Origin of the sequence: Metasolibacillus sp. FSL K6-0083 (assembly GCF_038630865.1) — a bacterium.
Lineage (GTDB): Bacteria > Bacillota > Bacilli > Bacillales_A > Planococcaceae > Metasolibacillus > Metasolibacillus fluoroglycofenilyticus.
In genome coordinates, this window is the sequence record NZ_CP152046.1 from 3,352,501 (window position 1) to 3,369,232 (window position 16,732).

13 protein-coding genes, 17 tRNA genes and 2 rRNA genes (1 of these 32 cut by a window edge) are annotated in these 16,732 nt (G+C 41.1%); 29 read left to right on the top strand and 3 right to left on the bottom strand.

Annotated features, from left to right (window positions below; genetic code table 11):
- The 20 genes from MHB51_RS15610 to MHB51_RS15705 form a co-directional block, all read left to right on the top strand.
- Positions 1-1,951: ribosomal RNA gene (locus tag MHB51_RS15610) — 23S ribosomal RNA — on the top strand; it begins 977 nt to the left of the window's first position.
- A 108-nt stretch (positions 1,952-2,059) separates the two neighbouring features.
- Positions 2,060-2,175 (top strand): 5S ribosomal RNA (gene rrf, locus MHB51_RS15615).
- 15 nt (positions 2,176-2,190) lie between these two features.
- A tRNA-Asn gene (locus MHB51_RS15620) sits at positions 2,191-2,265 on the top strand.
- Between the two features lie 7 nt (positions 2,266-2,272).
- Positions 2,273-2,364: transfer RNA gene (locus MHB51_RS15625), tRNA-Ser, on the top strand.
- Between the two features lie 20 nt (positions 2,365-2,384).
- Positions 2,385-2,459 (top strand) — tRNA-Glu (locus MHB51_RS15630).
- An 11-nt stretch (positions 2,460-2,470) separates the two neighbouring features.
- A tRNA-Val gene (locus tag MHB51_RS15635) sits at positions 2,471-2,546 on the top strand.
- Between the two features lie 10 nt (positions 2,547-2,556).
- A tRNA-Met gene (locus MHB51_RS15640) sits at positions 2,557-2,633 on the top strand.
- 3 nt (positions 2,634-2,636) lie between these two features.
- Positions 2,637-2,712 (top strand) — tRNA-Asp (locus MHB51_RS15645).
- 16 nt (positions 2,713-2,728) lie between these two features.
- Positions 2,729-2,804: transfer RNA gene (locus MHB51_RS15650), tRNA-Phe, on the top strand.
- Positions 2,805-2,817: 13 nt separating this feature from the next.
- Positions 2,818-2,893: transfer RNA gene (locus tag MHB51_RS15655), tRNA-Thr, on the top strand.
- A 3-nt stretch (positions 2,894-2,896) separates the two neighbouring features.
- Positions 2,897-2,980 (top strand) — tRNA-Tyr (locus MHB51_RS15660).
- Positions 2,981-2,991: 11 nt separating this feature from the next.
- Positions 2,992-3,065: transfer RNA gene (locus MHB51_RS15665), tRNA-Trp, on the top strand.
- Between the two features lie 33 nt (positions 3,066-3,098).
- Positions 3,099-3,174, top strand: a tRNA-His gene (locus tag MHB51_RS15670).
- 30 nt (positions 3,175-3,204) lie between these two features.
- A tRNA-His gene (locus tag MHB51_RS15675) sits at positions 3,205-3,280 on the top strand.
- An 18-nt stretch (positions 3,281-3,298) separates the two neighbouring features.
- Positions 3,299-3,373: transfer RNA gene (locus MHB51_RS15680), tRNA-Gln, on the top strand.
- A gap of 3 nt (positions 3,374-3,376) precedes the next feature.
- A tRNA-Gly gene (locus tag MHB51_RS15685) sits at positions 3,377-3,451 on the top strand.
- Positions 3,452-3,457: 6 nt separating this feature from the next.
- A tRNA-Cys gene (locus tag MHB51_RS15690) sits at positions 3,458-3,531 on the top strand.
- Between the two features lie 50 nt (positions 3,532-3,581).
- A tRNA-Gly gene (locus MHB51_RS15695) sits at positions 3,582-3,656 on the top strand.
- Positions 3,657-3,710: 54 nt separating this feature from the next.
- Positions 3,711-3,793 (top strand) — tRNA-Leu (locus MHB51_RS15700).
- A gap of 106 nt (positions 3,794-3,899) precedes the next feature.
- Positions 3,900-4,802 (top strand): LD-carboxypeptidase, encoded by a 903-nt coding sequence (locus tag MHB51_RS15705; protein ID WP_066167409.1) that lies wholly within the window; start codon positions 3,900-3,902, stop codon positions 4,800-4,802.
- Between the two features lie 215 nt (positions 4,803-5,017).
- On the opposite strand, the gene MHB51_RS15710 is transcribed toward MHB51_RS15705, so the two are convergent.
- Both MHB51_RS15710 and MHB51_RS15715 read right to left on the bottom strand, forming a co-directional pair.
- Positions 5,018-5,524: a hypothetical protein gene (locus MHB51_RS15710; RefSeq protein ID WP_342471903.1), complete on the bottom strand. Its 507-nt coding sequence runs from the start codon at positions 5,522-5,524 to the stop codon at positions 5,018-5,020.
- The gene (locus tag MHB51_RS15715; protein ID WP_342558540.1) at positions 5,508-6,206 is read right to left on the bottom strand and encodes a phenylalanine--tRNA ligase beta subunit-related protein; all 699 of its coding nucleotides are present in this window, start codon (positions 6,204-6,206) and stop codon (positions 5,508-5,510) included. The genes MHB51_RS15710 and MHB51_RS15715 overlap by 17 nt, the downstream gene beginning before the upstream one ends.
- A gap of 62 nt (positions 6,207-6,268) precedes the next feature.
- On the opposite strand from MHB51_RS15715, the gene queG reads away from it, so the two are divergent.
- The 7 genes from queG (at position 6,269) to MHB51_RS15750 (ending at position 13,790) form a co-directional block, all read left to right on the top strand.
- On the top strand, positions 6,269-7,408 hold the full coding sequence (queG, locus tag MHB51_RS15720; protein WP_107943798.1) for a tRNA epoxyqueuosine(34) reductase QueG: 1,140 nt from the start codon (positions 6,269-6,271) through the stop codon (positions 7,406-7,408).
- 14 nt (positions 7,409-7,422) lie between these two features.
- Complete coding sequence (gene trmL / locus MHB51_RS15725) at positions 7,423-7,896, top strand: tRNA (uridine(34)/cytosine(34)/5-carboxymethylaminomethyluridine(34)-2'-O)-methyltransferase TrmL (RefSeq protein WP_066167399.1); 474 nt, start codon at positions 7,423-7,425, stop codon at positions 7,894-7,896.
- Between the two features lie 237 nt (positions 7,897-8,133).
- Positions 8,134-8,820 carry a response regulator transcription factor gene (locus MHB51_RS15730; protein ID WP_066167397.1) on the top strand — a complete coding sequence of 229 codons (687 nt, stop codon included), beginning with the start codon at positions 8,134-8,136 and terminating at the stop codon, positions 8,818-8,820.
- Positions 8,804-10,207 (top strand): HAMP domain-containing sensor histidine kinase, encoded by a 1,404-nt coding sequence (locus MHB51_RS15735; RefSeq protein WP_066167394.1) that lies wholly within the window; start codon positions 8,804-8,806, stop codon positions 10,205-10,207. The genes MHB51_RS15730 and MHB51_RS15735 overlap by 17 nt, the downstream gene beginning before the upstream one ends.
- A gap of 262 nt (positions 10,208-10,469) precedes the next feature.
- Positions 10,470-11,159, top strand: a complete 690-nt coding sequence (locus MHB51_RS15740; RefSeq protein WP_066167390.1) for a polyphosphate polymerase domain-containing protein — start codon at positions 10,470-10,472, stop codon at positions 11,157-11,159.
- Between the two features lie 27 nt (positions 11,160-11,186).
- Positions 11,187-11,870 (top strand): DUF4956 domain-containing protein, encoded by a 684-nt coding sequence (locus MHB51_RS15745; RefSeq protein ID WP_066167387.1) that lies wholly within the window; start codon positions 11,187-11,189, stop codon positions 11,868-11,870.
- Between the two features lie 15 nt (positions 11,871-11,885).
- A complete protein-coding gene (locus MHB51_RS15750; RefSeq protein WP_342558541.1) occupies positions 11,886-13,790 on the top strand; it encodes a CotH kinase family protein in 1,905 nt (634 codons plus the stop codon).
- A 410-nt stretch (positions 13,791-14,200) separates the two neighbouring features.
- Here the strand turns inward: MHB51_RS15750 and MHB51_RS15755 are convergent, their stop codons facing one another.
- The gene (locus MHB51_RS15755; RefSeq protein WP_342558542.1) at positions 14,201-15,085 is read right to left on the bottom strand and encodes a VOC family protein; all 885 of its coding nucleotides are present in this window, start codon (positions 15,083-15,085) and stop codon (positions 14,201-14,203) included.
- A 374-nt stretch (positions 15,086-15,459) separates the two neighbouring features.
- On the opposite strand from MHB51_RS15755, the gene MHB51_RS15760 reads away from it, so the two are divergent.
- Both MHB51_RS15760 and MHB51_RS15765 read left to right on the top strand, forming a co-directional pair.
- Positions 15,460-15,624 carry a hypothetical protein gene (locus MHB51_RS15760; protein ID WP_066167365.1) on the top strand — a complete coding sequence of 55 codons (165 nt, stop codon included), beginning with the start codon at positions 15,460-15,462 and terminating at the stop codon, positions 15,622-15,624.
- Positions 15,625-15,897: 273 nt separating this feature from the next.
- On the top strand, positions 15,898-16,728 hold the full coding sequence (locus MHB51_RS15765) for an aldo/keto reductase (protein ID WP_066167362.1): 831 nt from the start codon (positions 15,898-15,900) through the stop codon (positions 16,726-16,728).
- Positions 16,729-16,732 lie beyond the last annotated feature (4 nt).

Genomic DNA, 16,732 nt, shown 5'->3' on the forward strand with positions numbered 1-16,732 from the left:
ATACACGGGAGTCAGACTGCGAGTGATAAGATCCGTAGTCAAGAGGGAAACAGCCCAGACCACCAGCTAAGGTCCCAAAGTAATCGTTAAGTGGAAAAGGATGTGGCGTTGCTTAGACAACCAGGATGTTGGCTTAGAAGCAGCCATCATTTAAAGAGTGCGTAATAGCTCACTGGTCGAGTGACACTGCGCCGAAAATGTATCGGGGCTAAACGATTCACCGAAGCTGTGGATTGACATCTACGATGTCAGTGGTAGGAGAGCGTTCTAAGTGCGTTGAAGTCAGACCGGAAGGACTGGTGGAGCGCTTAGAAGTGAGAATGCCGGTATGAGTAGCGAAAGACAGGTGAGAATCCTGTCCACCGTATGACTAAGGTTTCCTGAGGAAGGCTCGTCCGCTCAGGGTTAGTCGGGACCTAAGCCGAGGCCGATAGGCGTAGGCGATGGATAACAGGTTGATATTCCTGTACTACCTCCCCACCGTTTGAGCAATGGGGGGACGCAGGAGGGTAGGGTAAGCAGAGCGTTGGTTGTCTCTGTTCAAGCAGTAAGGCGTGTGTGTAGGCAAATCCGCACACTCTAACGCCAAGCTGTGATGACGAGTCCGTATGGACGAAGTTCCTGATCTCACACTGCCAAGAAAAGCCTCTAGCGAGGTGGGAGGTACCCGTACCGCAAACCGACACAGGTAGTCGAGGAGAGAATCCTAAGGTGTGCGAGAGAACTCTCGTTAAGGAACTCGGCAAAATGACCCCGTAACTTCGGGAGAAGGGGTGCTCTTGAGCGTGCAAGCGCATGAGAGCCGCAGTGAATAGGCCCAGGCGACTGTTTAGCAAAAACACAGGTCTCTGCAAAACCGTAAGGTGACGTATAGGGGCTGACGCCTGCCCGGTGCTGGAAGGTTAAGAGGAGTGGTTAGCGCAAGCGAAGCTATGAATTGAAGCCCCAGTAAACGGCGGCCGTAACTATAACGGTCCTAAGGTAGCGAAATTCCTTGTCGGGTAAGTTCCGACCCGCACGAAAGGCGTAACGATCTGGGCACTGTCTCAACGAGAGACTCGGTGAAATTATAGTACCTGTGAAGATGCAGGTTACCCGCGACAGGACGGAAAGACCCCGTGGAGCTTTACTGTAGCTTGATATTGAATTTTGGTACAACTTGTACAGGATAGGTAGGAGCCAGAGATCTCGGAGCGCCAGCTTCGAAGGAGGCGTCGGTGGGATACTACCCTGGTTGTATTGAAATTCTAACCCGTGCCCCTTAGCGGGGTAGGAGACAGTGTCAGGCGGACAGTTTGACTGGGGCGGTCGCCTCCTAAAAGGTAACGGAGGCGCCCAAAGGTTCCCTCAGAATGGTTGGAAATCATTCGTAGAGTGTAAAGGCACAAGGGAGCTTGACTGCGAGACCTACAAGTCGAGCAGGGTCGAAAGACGGGCTTAGTGATCCGGTGGTTCCGCATGGAAGGGCCATCGCTCAACGGATAAAAGCTACCCCGGGGATAACAGGCTTATCTCCCCCAAGAGTCCACATCGACGGGGAGGTTTGGCACCTCGATGTCGGCTCATCGCATCCTGGGGCTGTAGTCGGTCCCAAGGGTTGGGCTGTTCGCCCATTAAAGCGGTACGCGAGCTGGGTTCAGAACGTCGTGAGACAGTTCGGTCCCTATCCGTCGTGGGCGTAGGAAATTTGAGAGGAGCTGTCCTTAGTACGAGAGGACCGGGATGGACATACCGCTGGTGTACCAGTTGTCGTGCCAACGGCATCGCTGGGTAGCTATGTATGGACGGGATAAGTGCTGAAAGCATCTAAGCATGAAGCCCCCCTCAAGATGAGATTTCCCATTACGCAAGTAAGTAAGATCCCTCAAAGACGATGAGGTAGATAGGTTCGAGGTGGAAGTGTGGCGACACATGGAGCTGACGAATACTAATCGATCGAGGACTTAACCACAATTAAAACTTGTTTCAATGTTCGTTTATCCAGTTTTGAAAGAACAAGAAGATACATACTTGACTTTAATATAAAAGATGTTATAATAATTCTTGTCTTTGAAAATAGTCTAGTGATGATGGCAAAGAGGTCACACCCGTTCCCATACCGAACACGGAAGTTAAGCTCTTTAGCGCCGATGGTAGTTGGGGGCTTCCCCCTGTGAGAGTAGGACATCGCTAGGCTAACCTTGATATCGTTCCGAAGTAGCTCAGTGGTAGAGCAACCGGCTGTTAACCGGTTGGTCGCAGGTTCGAGCCCTGCCTTCGGAGCCATCTTCTTGGAGAGTTGTCCGAGAGGTCGAAGGAGCACGATTGGAAATCGTGTAGGCGGTTAACACTGTCTCAAGGGTTCAAATCCCTTACTCTCCGCCAACCTTTAAACAACGTTTATTGGCCCGTTGGTCAAGTGGTTAAGACACCGCCCTTTCACGGCGGTAACACGGGTTCGAATCCCGTACGGGTCACCACTATTGAATATGGAGGATTAGCTCAGCTGGGAGAGCACCTGCCTTACAAGCAGGGGGTCGGCGGTTCGAACCCGTCATCCTCCACCATTATTATTATCGCGGGGTGGAGCAGTTCGGTAGCTCGTCGGGCTCATAACCCGAAGGTCACAGGTTCAAATCCTGTCCCCGCAACCAAAAGGTCCCGTGGTGTAGCGGTTAACATGCCTGCCTGTCACGCAGGAGATCGCCGGTTCGATCCCGGTCGGGACCGCCATTTTAATATAAAAAGTGGGTCAGTAGCTCAGTTGGTAGAGCATTAGACTGAAGCTCTAAGTGTCGGCGGTTCGATTCCGTCCTGACCCACCATTTATTCCTAAATGCCGGTGTAGCTCAGTTGGTAGAGCAACTGACTTGTAATCAGTAGGTCGTGGGTTCGACTCCTATCGCCGGCACCATTTGGTGGGGTAGCGAAGTGGCTAAACGCGGCGGACTGTAAATCCGCTCCTTAGGGTTCGGCGGTTCGAATCCGTCCCCCACCACCATTTATCTGAATAGGGGCATAGTTCAACGGTAGAATAGAGGTCTCCAAAACCTTTGGTGTGGGTTCGATTCCTACTGCCCCTGCCAGATTTTTTTGTTATGAACAGAACATAAATAATGGCGATTGTGGCGAAGTGGTTAACGCATCGGATTGTGGTTCCGACACTCGTGGGTTCGATTCCCATCAGTCGCCCCATTAATAATCTAAAGTAAATTTTATATAATGGCGATTGTGGCGAAGTGGTTAACGCATCGGATTGTGGTTCCGACATTCGTGGGTTCGATTCCCATCAGTCGCCCCATTTAATAATAAAAGTTGTTGGGGTATAGCCAAGCGGTAAGGCAACGGATTTTGATTCCGTCATGCCTAGGTTCGAATCCTAGTACCCCAGCCATTTGCGGAAGTAGTTCAGTGGTAGAACACCACCTTGCCAAGGTGGGGGTCGCGGGTTCGAACCCCGTCTTCCGCTCCATTTTACGGCGGCATAGCCAAGTGGTAAGGCACAGGTCTGCAACACCTTTATCACCGGTTCAAATCCGGTTGCCGCCTCCAATTTAGTATAAATTGGGGATTTTTTTTCCTCTTTTTTAAATGAATATTTTGCGGAAGTAGTTCAGTGGTAGAACACCACCTTGCCAAGGTGGGGGTCGCGGGTTCGAACCCCGTCTTCCGCTCCAAATCTTTTGTAAGTATGAGAAAATTGATTTATCATACTGGAAAAATATTATAATGCCTGAGTGGTGGAATGGCAGACACGTCGGACTCAAAATCCGATGCCAGCGATGGCGTGTGGGTTCGAGTCCCACCTCAGGTATCATCTAAACTTCAACTTCGGTTGGAGTTTTTTATTTTGCTTATAAGAAATATGCCTCATACCTTTGGCAATGTTATAATACAATTGATTGAAAGAGGTGGAAGATTTGAATATTAGACCAAAAAAATTAACACAAGGCGATACGGTAGGTGTTTTAGCACTGAGTAGTCCATTAAAGATGGAGCAGCTACCGATTAAGCTTGAATTTCTTGAAAAATTAGGGTTGAAGTATAAACTAGGACAGACGATTGCGGAGTATGAAGGGTTTTTGGCTGGCAGTGATGAGGAACGTCTTGCGGATTTATATGCAATGATAGCGGATGATGAAATTAAGGCTATATTTTGTGTGCGTGGTGGCTATGGTATTGGAAGATTGCTAGATAAAATCGATTATCAGCTATTGCAGGAGCACCCTAAAATTATTTGGGGTTTCTCTGATGTAACGAGCTTGCATTTAGCTGTTAATCAATATGCTAATTTAGTTACTTTCCACGGACCGATGTTAAGTGAGAGTAGCGACATTTTAGATGAGCTGTCAGAGAAAATGTTTCAGCAATTATTTGCACCGATTGAAATTCATTATGATGAACGGATTTCAAAGCTTGAAACGGTTGTCTCAGGCGTGGCTCGTGGCGAATTGATTGGTGGTAATTTGAATCGCTTAGTGAGCACACTTGCGACGAAATTTGAGATAGATTTCTCTAATAAAATTGTCATACTAGAAGATATTCATGAATCGCTTGACCGCATTGATGGTATGTTTAATCAATTGCGTTTAGCTCGCAAGCTAGAGCAAGCGGCTGGCTATATTATTGGTGATTTTAATGGTGTTGACGAGGCTGAGCTACTAAAGATTGTTTCCCACTATTTAAAGCCATTAAATAAGCCTGTATTAGCTGGCTTTAAAATTGGACATTGCAGACCGAATATTGGTCTTCCATTGGGAGTAGAGGCGATAATCGATGCGGATGCAAAAGTGTTAAGGGTATTGCCAGGTGTAGAAGAATAAAGAAGCTGCTCTGTAGGCAAATTGCTTACGGGCAGCTTCTTTTCGTAGCGAGCGTTTAGAAATCAATTCTGCGTTTGTCTGTCCTATTACTTCTAGTTGGTCATTGGTAATTAGTAATCTAGTGACAGGTGAAGTGTAATTGGTTTTTCGTTTAGTTAATCCTAAAAGGAGAAAACGCTCGTTACGACTTGGTTTGGAGTCTCACCGCACCAAGATTAGAAATAGGCTGAATCATCGAATTCAATTTCTACTTGATAGTTTTTTGCATTAATGGCATTCGATAAACGGTGTGCCTGTTTTTCTAGTTCATTCGCACGTGTACGATATGCAGCTGGATCATAAAGAGCAACATTGTATAAAATTGTTTCGCCGATACTTTGCATAAAGCTTTCCTTTTCAGACATGCCAAGTACCTTAGCCTGCTCGGCTTCAGCCCGTAGCTGGGTAGCAAGCTCAATGGCTTCGACTATAGCAAGCTTTTCACCATTATACTCTATGAAATTATCAATATTCGCACGGTAAATAAGACGGTCTAGTGTACGCGCATCTTTACGCACGACAGCAAGCTCTGTTTCTACTTGCTGCAATGTACGGATAGGTGCTTTTGGTTCTTCCCCCTTTTCAACGATTGTATGTGAGACAGAGGAAATTTCCATAGAAAGCTCTCGAATTTTTTTGTTTAATACACTTTTTAATTTAATTGCTTCAGCTAATGAAATCATTTATATCCACCTTTTTTAAAGTATTCGTTAGTAAAGCTGTTGTGAAATCGCCACCGTTTACTTGTGTAAACATTTTGCCAGCAGCAGCTAAAAGCTCCTTGCAATCTTCATCTGATTGCGAAGGGCGCAAATAGAAGATTTGTAATGCTGATGTTGTTTGCTCAGTCACTGCTGTGCGCTTAGAGTCAACAAAAGGGCTGCCAAATGGACCAAGCTTATCATGTGTATAAAGAATATTTTTTAATGAGTTATGGCGGCCATTAAGTCCCTCATAGCCAGTCTCTTCGTTACCAAGAGCTACCTCAATATCCCCTTGTAGCTTGTCTATATCATAAATACCGATTGGTACTTCATATTGCAAGGAGAAGAAGTTATTTAAGTCGACTGCTGAATGGAATGGAGTTAAATAATTTTGCTTTGAAATGCGGCGCATTAGGCTTTCCGCTGAATGACGATAGCGATTTGGGTCTGCGCCGAGTGTTTTCCAAAGCTTTCGCCATTCAGCAATACCTGCTCTTTCTGTTACAGGTATTTCCTGCATTTCTAAAAATAAATTTTCCTGATAAAGTTGTATGCGTCCTTTAATCATTTGAGGAGAATCTGACACGACAATTTTGTTATAATAAATAATGCCGATTTTTAAATTATATGTAGAAAGCGAATCGTGCAATGAAATATTCATAAAATCACCTGCTATATTAAATTTGATATATATATTGTAGCAATAAGGAGAGAAAAAGAAAAATGAATGTCACTGATTTACAGACAGAGTTAATTCTGTATGCTAAATCGATTGGTGTCGATAAAATAGGGTTTACGACAGCTTCTCCATTTCTCGAATTAAAAAATCGTTTGCGTCGTCAACAGCAACTAGGCTATCAGTCAGGTTTTGAAGAACAGGATATTGATAAGAGGACAGAGCCTTTACGCTTATTAGACCAAGCGGAGAGCATTATTGCCATCGCGCTTGCCTATCCTTCAAAAATGAAGGATGCTCCTTTAGGAAAAAAAGGTGAGCGACGGGGAATTTTTTGTCGAGCTTCTTGGGGAATTGATTATCATGTTGCTGTGCGTGAGCGTTTGCAGTTAATTGAGGAGTGGCTAAGGAAACATGTGCCAGATGTAAAAATAAAATCTATGGTAGATACAGGGGAGCTAGTCGACCGCGCAGTTGCAGAGCGTGCAGGAATTGGCTGGAGCGGGAAAAATTGCTCAATTATTACACCAGAGTTTGGCTCTTACGTTTATTTAGGAGAGCTCATTACCAATATCCCATTTGCACCAGATCAGCCGATGGAGGATGAGTGCGGGGAGTGCAGGCTTTGTATTGATGTTTGTCCAACGGGGGCGATAGTAGAAGGCGGACAGTTAAATGCGCAGCGTTGTATTGCTTTTTTAACACAAACGAAAGGGTTTTTACCTGATGAGTTTCGTGGGAAAATTGGCAATCGTTTATATGGATGTGATACATGTCAGACAGTCTGTCCGAAAAATAAAGGTAAGGCTAATTGGATTCATGAGGAGTTTATGCCTGACCCAGAATTGGCAAAGCCATTATTGGAGCCTCTACTAACGATTTCAAATAAGGAGTTTAAAGCGAGGTTTGGACATGTATCTGGCTCGTGGCGTGGCAAAAAGCCAATTCAGCGCAATGCGATTTTAGCTTTGGCTCATTTTAAAGAGCAGCAAGCAGTACCTGAGCTATTGCAAGTAATGAAAAAGGATGAGCGACCCGTTATTCGCGGTACAGCCGCATGGGCTCTTGGAAAAATCGGAGGACAAGGCGTACAAGAAGAATTATTAGCTGCAAAAGAGCGAGAGCAGGATGCAGAGGTACTAGCAGAAATCGATAAAGGGCTAGCATTATTAACAGAAATTGATTGAGAGAAGGGTTTATTGTGCCATTGCATATCGTTTTATATCAACCAGAAATTCCAGCTAATACAGGAAATATTGCACGGACATGTGCAGGAACGAATACAAGCTTACATCTAATCCGTCCTTTAGGCTTTTCAACTGACGATAAAATGCTAAAGCGCGCAGGCCTTGATTATTGGGAGCATGTTCATGTTGTGTACCATGATTCTTTGGAGGATTTTATTGCTTATAGTAAGGATGGCGATGTGTATTTAATAGAAACATATAGTGACGAGCCATTTACAACACATGATTTTAGCAATCATGAACGCGATATTTATTTTATGTTTGGCAAGGAAACGACAGGCTTACCAAAGGATTTTGCTTATGAGCGTAGAGATATGTGTTTACGAATTCCACAAAGTAACCATATTCGTTCATTAAATTTATCGAACACAGCAGCAATTGTCATTTATGAGGCACTTAGACAGCAAGGCTATCCAGGATTAAAGTAAGAAGGCTTTGAAGCAAGCTAGTGTTGAAAAGTACGCATTGTATTTTTCAACACTTTTTTGGTTGCTGGGGGTGAGGAAAGCGCAGATAGTTCATCAAAGTAGCTTCATAAGCTAAAAGATATTTTTTGCTCTCATAAATGTCTGCATGCAATGCTAGCAGACATTTGTTCTTGACATGTGATAGACATAATTGCATGTTAATGTAGAGGATATAAGAATGCAGCGGGGTGAAAAGATATGTCTACGATACTTATAGTCGAGGATGAATTTGCTATTAGCCAAGTGTTAAAGGTTTACTTAGAGAAGGTTGGCTATCAAATTGTGCAATGTTATAACGGTAGCGAGGCACTGCCAATGTTTCATGAGCATCAGCCACATTTAGTGCTGTTAGATATAATGCTGCCAGATAAAAATGGTTGGATGATTTTGAAAGAAATACGGCAGCAAAGTAGCTGCCCTGTTATTATGCTAACAGCTTTGGGGGAAGTAGATGACCGCCTAGCTGGATTTGAGAAAGGGGCTGATGATTATATTACAAAGCCATTTGTCGCTGATGAGATGGTCGCAAGGGTAAAGGCTGTGTTAAGACGTTCGCAAGGAAATGAGCAGGCTTCATTTATTAAGCAGTTTGGGCAGCTTGAAATTGATACGAGGGCACATACTGTTTATTTAAAGGGACAGAAAGTTGCTTTAACACCAAGGGATTTATCGGTGCTATTATTTTTAGCGGAATATCCGAATCAAACATTTACACGAGAGCAGCTAATTGAGCATGTATGGGGCTGGGAGTATGATGGCAGCGATAGGGCTGTAGATTTAGCGATAAAGCGATTGCGAAAGGCATTAATGAATTGGGATATACGGGAAGGCGAAATTAAAACATTGCGTGGATTGGGGTATCAATTAAGTGTTACGAAAAAATAAAAAAACAACATTGCTTCGCTATTGGACAAGTCGTTATGTCGCAACATTAATGATTGGATTAGTTATTATTTCTTTTCTTTCTGCTAGCTGGATTCGTCATACGACATTTGAGACGCGTATTGAAATGATGGAATTTTTAGCGGAGGAAACAGTTTATCGATTGACTGATACAGCTGCGCCTGACAACATGTTGCCAAACTTTATTGATAATCGCGAACGCTTCCGTATGCGAGAAATTGACCCTATTTTATATATAGCTGATGCACAGGGCAATATTTTAAAGAGCAATCGTCCAATTCATCCTGATAGTGCCAGGAACGTAACTGAGTGGCTAGATAGTGATAAAGCATATACGAAAGTGTCAATTCCTCCAAAGGGTGAGCACTATCTTGTGAAAAGACCTATATATGTAGAGGACACATTGTTTGGCTGGGTGCTTGTCATGGAGGAGAAGCAGCATTTAACAAAGGTAGAGCAGGCATATGGGCAACTCGCTGTACTTATTGGTGCTTTAGCAGTACTTGGTTGGGGGGCAATTTATTTTTTATCGAAGCGTTTAGCAAGACCAATTAAGCAGGTAGCTATCGCAGCAAGGCAAATTCAAGACGGTGACTATCATGTTTATTTACCTGAAAATAATAAAGAACAAGAGGTAGATGAGCTTGTCACCTCTTTCAAGGAGATGGCAAGTAAGCTAGAGCAGTTAGAAAAAACAAGAACCGAATTATTAGCTGGTGTGACACACGAATTAAAAACACCTGTGACCTCTATTAGTGGCTTGCTACAGGCAGTGAGTGACGAAGTGGTGTCAGGCAAAGAGGCACAAGCATTTCTTGCAATGGCATTGCAAGAAACAACAAAAATGAAAACGATGGTTGGCGATTTGCTGGCATTTAATCGCTTTGCTGTTGATGCGCTTCCAGTCAACATTGTCACAGCAAATATTAATGAAGTCGTAGAAAATACAGTAAAGCAATGGGAGCTACTACAGGATGGTCAAAAAATTAATATCGAGTGCCGTCTGCTTACGCAAAATGTCTATGTTCAAGCAGATATGGTGCGTTTGCAGCAAATTTTGACGAATCTATTAACAAATGCTCAGCAGGCAATACAGGAGGAAGGCACGATTACGATTACTGTGAGTGTGCAGCAACAGCATGTAGTAGTAACTGTAGAAGATACGGGACAAGGAATTTTAGAGGCGGATAAACCGTTCATTTTCGAGCGTTTTTATCGAGGAGAAAATAAAAAATATGGCGAGCGAGGTCTAGGATTAGGGCTACCGCTCAGCAAGATGATGGCGCAGTCTATTGGCGGCGAGTTAGAATTAATAAATAGCAGCTCAACGGGAACAAGCTTTGCGCTTAAATTATTGCGAAATAATTAAGAGGGGGCGTTCGAAAAGCTGTGCAGTTGCCAGCATTTTGGACGCTATTGTTGATATAGAGCTTTCTTTGAAAACGTGAGAAGAATAGAGTTTAGCGGGTTTTTTCAAATGAATCATTGTACATATAAGATGGGGGCTGCTTATTAGGCAGCCTCTTTTTAATACTACTGAAAAAAACTTTTTGGCTGACATCTTCCTGACACATTAAGTGATTATAGTAAAAGATGTACAGGACAACGTTCAACGAAAAGGAAGTGAAAAAATGGGGAATTTAGCAAAGGGACGCAAGGAAATTAAGCATGCGATTTCATATCCGCAATATATGATGATGAAAAGTAAGCTTGCCCATATAATGCAGCTTGACCCACATGCGGGGGCAAATGGGAAGTATTTAATACGTAGCACATACTTCGATAATTTTTCAAATAAAGTTTTGAATGAAAAAAAAGAAGGTTATCTTCACCGTGATAAATATCGTGTACGTATTTATAATAAAGCGGCAACAATTATTCATTTAGAGCGCAAAAGTAAACGCCATAATATGACGTTCAAAACAAAGTGCGTCATTACGAAAAAAGAATATGAACAAATGCGCTATGGTGAGTTGCAGTGGATGGAAAACGATTCACGCCCCTTATTAAGAGATTTATATAAAGAAATGTATTATCGACAGTTAAAACCTGTAGCGGTAGTAGATTATGAACGAGAGGCGTATATTTATCGGTTTGGAAATGTGCGTGTGACATTTGATAGCAAAATACAAACGAGTATTCACAATACCGATATGTTTCATCTGAATTTGCCAATGGTTGATGTACTCGAACCAAATATTATTGTATTAGAGGTAAAATACGATGAATACTTGCCAGATATTATTAAATATTTACTGCAAACAGTAGATACGCATGCAGAGGCTTATTCTAAATATCAATTAAGTCGCATGTATGGATAAAAACGAAATGAAAAGGAGTTATTTACTTTGGATACGATAAATTTTAATGATATTTTTAAATCAAGCTTTATTGAAAAAACAACTTCATTTTCTTTAACTGATTCGATTATTGGATTAGTTGTTGCCTTTTTTGTTGGGCTATTTATTTACGCGGTTTACAAAAAAACATTTAACGGCATTATTTACTCCCATTCTTTCAATATTTCATTATTGATTATGACGATGGCGACAGCGCTAGTTATTATGGGAATTAGTTCAAATGTACTGTTATCGCTCGGTATGGTTGGGGCATTATCAATTGTTCGTTTCCGTACGCCGATTAAAGACCCGATGGATTTAGTGTATATTTTCTGGGCAATTGTTTCAGGAATTTTATGTGGTGCTGGTTTTATTCCACTTGTACTTGTCGGAGCAATTTTAATTGGTTTAGTATTGCTAGTATTTGTTAATAAGATTACGATAGAAAATCCTTATTTACTTGTAGTAAAGTTTGAGCAAGCTGCAACAAATGAGGAAATAGAAAAACTAATTGCTCAATTTTCGAAAAAATATGCTTTGAAATCAAAATCGATGATGCAAGGTAGCGATATAGAGGCAACCTATGAAGTACGTGTAAAAAATAATGATGCAAATTTAATGGAGGCTATTGCACAACTAAATGGGGTGAAGTCAGCAATTATGCTGAGCTATGATGGCAATTTCACTGCATAATAAGGAGGACAAACAATGATAAAAGCACGTGTTGTTTATTTATGTATGTCTATTTTATTGTTGCTCTTTATTATTACGGTAGGAATAATTCCTAATATTGGTATTCAAACAACGAATGCTGCCTTTTCCTATGAGGAGCTTGTCTTTAATCAAAACAAAGTGACAACAGTTGACATCGAACTAGCTGAGGGAGATTGGCTCGATATGCTAGAAAATGCCTCAGCGGAAGAGTATAAAGAAGCAACTATTACAATTAACGGTAAGAGAATGGAGCATGTAGCCATTCGCACAAAAGGAAATTTATCATTGCGAGAAGTCGTCAATAGCGATTCAACACGTTATAGCTTTAAGATTGACTTTGATTATTATAATAATGAACAAAGCCTATATGGTTTAACGAAGCTTAACTTAAACAACAACTATAGTGATGCGACATTAATGAGAGAGTATATATCCTATGAAATAATGGAAGCGATGGGGCTACCAACCCCAGCACATTCGTATATGTATATTACCGTTAATGGCAAGGAACAAGGCTTGTATTTAGGCGTTGAGCAAATTGATGCGACATTTTTAGCGAATAAATTTGGCTCAAATGATGGTTTTTTGTATAAACCAGATGGTGTAGGTAGTGATTTGCAATATATTGGTGATGATATAGCCGACTATACAGGTATTGGTTTAAAAACGAACGAAGGCAATGTGGAAAATTCCAAAATTATTGAGATGATTGAGGCAATTAATAAAGGTGATAATATCGAGCAGTATTTGGATATAGATGAAATGCTACGTTATTTTGCAGTCAATACAGCAGTAGTCAATTTGGATAGCTATCAAGGCAATATGAAGCATAATTATTATTTGTATGAGCAAGATGGCGTATTTTCTATTATTCCTTGGGATTACAATATGTCCTTCGGTGGCTTTTCTGTAGGAATGGGCGGCGATGGCAATCGAATGGCTCAGCAGAATTCACAACGAGAAGCGGAACAGGAGCAAATGCAAGACGGAGCGGAGCAGCAAAATTCTAACACACAAACGCAAGATAGAAGCGAACAACGAAACTCCGCTATGCAAATGCAAAATGAAATGGGCTTCGGAGGGCAATCAAGCAATTTATTAGCAGATGAATCTATTAATTTCAGTATTTCCACACCTGTGTCTGGCACGACATTAGAAGAGCGCCCATTGTTGAATGCACTGCTTTCTAATAGTGAATATCGTGCGATTTATGAGGGCTATCTCGAGGAAATTGCAACGAATTATTTAACAGAAGAGTATGTTCAAAATATCGCAAATAATTTAGCTGTTCAACTAACGACATATGTTGAAGCAGACCCAACAAAATTTTATACGACAGCGGAATTTTTAGCAGCTGTCGAAGGTGAAAGCAGCCTTGCTGAATTTGCCAAAAAGCGCTCAACATCTATATTTCAGCAGCTATCAGGCGAGCTTGTAGTAGAGGCAAATACAACACAAGGAAACGGGCAGATGCCTCCGAGAAATAGAGACGGAAATGAAGAAGCATCTGGGCAACAACCTACAGATTGGGCTGAAAGCGAGATGCGAATTCCAGTAAATGGAGAGGGGAGTCAGCAAAATATACTTGGGCAACCGCCAGCAGATTGGGATGAAAATGGGATGCAACCACCCTCGATTGGAGAAAATGGATTTAGTCAGCCACCTTCGAATTGGAATGGAAGTGAGATGCAGCCACCGAATCGCAATGGGGAAAGAATAGTACCCGATGGAATGAGGCAGGCATCCGATTTTTCAAATGGCACTCCATCAAATCTTCAAACAACGAATACCTCCATGCAAATTATTGCTACAATCACATTACTACTTTTAATCGGCGCAACGGTCTTCGTTTTTAAATTTAATCGTAGAGGGTTTAGGTATAGTAAAGTGCGTGTCTGAAAGGTAGTGATAATTTATTGTGACTACTTTAGGAGCAGATGTTTTTGTACCGAGAGCGAAGCGACAGGTACAAATATTTTAGAGAATATTTAATATAGAAGCAGGGACTTTCTGAAAAGACGTACACTTTTCAGACAGTTCCTGCTTTTAATGCAATGAAAATTTGCTTTTCCCTTATTTACTTTATCCATACTTCAAAAAAGACATCATTGATACATTCATCAATAATGTATTCGAGTGCATCTTCTTCTTGCTTTTTTAAGCGTTTTATAAAAGTCTTTTGCATATACATAACTCCTTATTATTTGAAAAAGCCTTTTCACTAATTACAACGAAATCAACGGAGGATTATTCTCAACAAAATAAATAACTGCTCCAATAATTTTGGAACAGTTTTAAAGATAATGTAGTTACTCAGCATCTATAGTAAATAATAGACGAATGCCATTAGGGTCTTCTACTGAAAAAAATTGAGCGCCGCCATAAGTTGGAGCATTTTCAAAATGCTCTACAGTGAAGCCTGCTGCTGTTAATTTTTCATGAACTCGCTGTGCTACCACATCATTTTCTAAAACAATTGTGAATGATTGTAGTCCAACATGATTTGGTGAAGGCTTCATACCGTTCTCACTGTGCCAAGTATTTAAGCCAATATGGTGATGATAGCCGCCTGTTGAAATGAAAAGCGCTTGTTTGCCATAACGTGAAACGACATTGAAATCAAGTACATTTGTATAAAATTGCTCAGATTTTTCTAAATCAGCAACCGATAAATGAATGTGTCCGATTATTGTGCCTTTAGGTAAACCGTTCCATTGCCCATCAGCCGCAGCTAGAATAGGGTTAAAATTTAGCTGCTCTGTAACCATTTTGACTTGATTATCACGCCATTGCCAGTTGCTTGCAGGACGGTCAATATAGATTTCGATACCGTTACCGTCTGGGTCATTTAAGTACAATGCTTCGCTTACATAGTGGTCTGCTGCACCGATACGAATATTGCGCTGTACAAAATGCTGCACAATATTGCCCAAATCTTTGCGGCTAGGTAATAATAGGGCTATATGATACAGCCCTGTTAGCTTGTTGCCTAAAGGAAGGGCATTCTCAACTTCAATTAATGATAAGATGCTTGTCATGCCATCGACAGTTAAATAGGCATTTTGCTCATCTTGCTGTAAAATTTGAAAGCCGATAAGTGATGTATAATAGTCAAGTGATTGCTGCAAATTTGAAACTTTTAATTGTATATGTGATGCATACATATTTGGTTTTTGGTGAAAGTTTATTGTCATACGGAAACTCCTCTATGATTAGGATACTTAACTAAGTTACTTTAAGTAAGTTTAAATGTTAAAAGAAAAAAATACAAGAAAAAAACACCCGAAATATATCCGAGTGTTTTGTAGTCGCCTAATAAATAAAGGCTTAAAAATTAGTCCTTTTTAGCAAATGGCTTTCCTTCGTAACCGCCAGTGAAAATTGCAATTAGAAAAGATGCACAAACGCCAAGAATTAATAATAATTTCATGGAAGTATCCTCCTCATGTATATAAACTCTTTTATAAGTATAGCCTATATATATAAACTTTACTATGGTTATTTTGTGTCTAAATAGGTTAAAAACAGACATTATCGGGAATAGAAAATAAAAAAGGAGGGGTCTAAAATGGAGAAAGAGAATAAACAACCAACAAGCGGGCATATGGTGAACAATATGGAGGATTTAAAACAACTAGGTAAGCAAATGGAAAATATGAGAGATGGTCAGCAATTGGAGGAGGATGAGCGCATCGTAGACCCACAACAATTCGATAAAACAGAGGAGAATTAAACAAGCGCTAATATCATTTTGAATTTGCTGATAAACTATCGCAAGCCGCAAATAGAGCTAGAATGTCACAAATCAATGGTAATATTCGAGAATAGGATTAAATAGTATGATTACGTGCAAGATTCACTATTGGAATTAAAGGCGTGTCTGAAAACCATTTTTGGACACGCTTTTTGTGATGCAACCTCGTAATTTTTCGTATGAAGATTCGTTTCTCGAAAGAATGGTTGATTAAGTATATAATAAAATTAGAATGCAGAAGGAGGGATGAAAATGCACTTGCAAAGTACAAAAAGACTGGAAAATGGTGTTGAAATGCCACTTTTTGGTTTAGGCGTGTATAAAATGACAGACCGTGATGAAACAATTTCTGCCATTACGAAAGCATTACAGGTTGGATACCGCGCGATTGATACGGCTTCACTTTATTTCAACGAGGTCGAGGTAGGTGAAGCGATTCGGCATTCGAATGTGCCGCGCGAGGAAATCTTCGTTACGACAAAGGTTTGGAATACAGACCAAGGCTATGACAATACATTGCGGGCTTTCGAAGCATCATTGAAAAAATTAGAGATGGAATATGTTGATTTATATTTAACACATTGGCCAGTGGCGGATAAATTCGTTGATACATATCGAGCAATTGAACGCCTCTATGATGAGAAATTAATACGTGTGCCGGGTGTGTCGAATCATCATTCACATCATTTGGAGCAAATTTTTACTAAGGCAAATACAGCTCCAGCTGTTAATCAAGTAGAAATGCATCCGTATTTATCGCAACAAGATTTGCGTGCATTTTGCGCGGAGCACAATATTGCTGTAACAGCATGGTCACCATTAGGGCGCGGTGGGGTGCTAACGGATGACACGATTCAAGCACTAGCGGTAAAGCATGGCAAAACACCAGCGCAAATTGTGCTGCGCTGGCATTTACAGCATGGCATTATCGTCATACCGAAATCAGTAAAGTCGCATCGAATTGAAGAAAACGCGCAAATTTTTGATTTTGAATTATCGGCGCAGGATATGCTGACACTTGATGCATTAAATCAAAATAAACGCTTTGGGAAAGATCCAGATAATTTTACATTTGATATATAAGGGG

Excerpts from the sequence above, each read along its gene's own strand:
- MHB51_RS15710 (WP_342471903.1), bottom strand. The coding sequence starts at position 5,524 with ATGATTTCATTAGCTGAAGCAATTAAATTAAAAAGTGTATTAAACAAA.
- MHB51_RS15715 (WP_342558540.1), bottom strand. The coding sequence starts at position 6,206 with ATGAATATTTCATTGCACGATTCGCTTTCTACATATAATTTAAAAATC.
- queG (WP_107943798.1), top strand. The coding sequence starts at position 6,269 with ATGAATGTCACTGATTTACAGACAGAGTTAATTCTGTATGCTAAATCG.
- MHB51_RS15730 (WP_066167397.1), top strand. The coding sequence starts at position 8,134 with ATGTCTACGATACTTATAGTCGAGGATGAATTTGCTATTAGCCAAGTG.
- MHB51_RS15740 (WP_066167390.1), top strand. The coding sequence starts at position 10,470 with ATGGGGAATTTAGCAAAGGGACGCAAGGAAATTAAGCATGCGATTTCA.
- MHB51_RS15750 (WP_342558541.1), top strand. The coding sequence starts at position 11,886 with ATGATAAAAGCACGTGTTGTTTATTTATGTATGTCTATTTTATTGTTG.
- MHB51_RS15755 (WP_342558542.1), bottom strand. The coding sequence starts at position 15,085 with ATGACAATAAACTTTCACCAAAAACCAAATATGTATGCATCACATATA.
- MHB51_RS15760 (WP_066167365.1), top strand. The coding sequence starts at position 15,460 with ATGGAGAAAGAGAATAAACAACCAACAAGCGGGCATATGGTGAACAAT.
- MHB51_RS15765 (WP_066167362.1), top strand. The coding sequence starts at position 15,898 with ATGCACTTGCAAAGTACAAAAAGACTGGAAAATGGTGTTGAAATGCCA.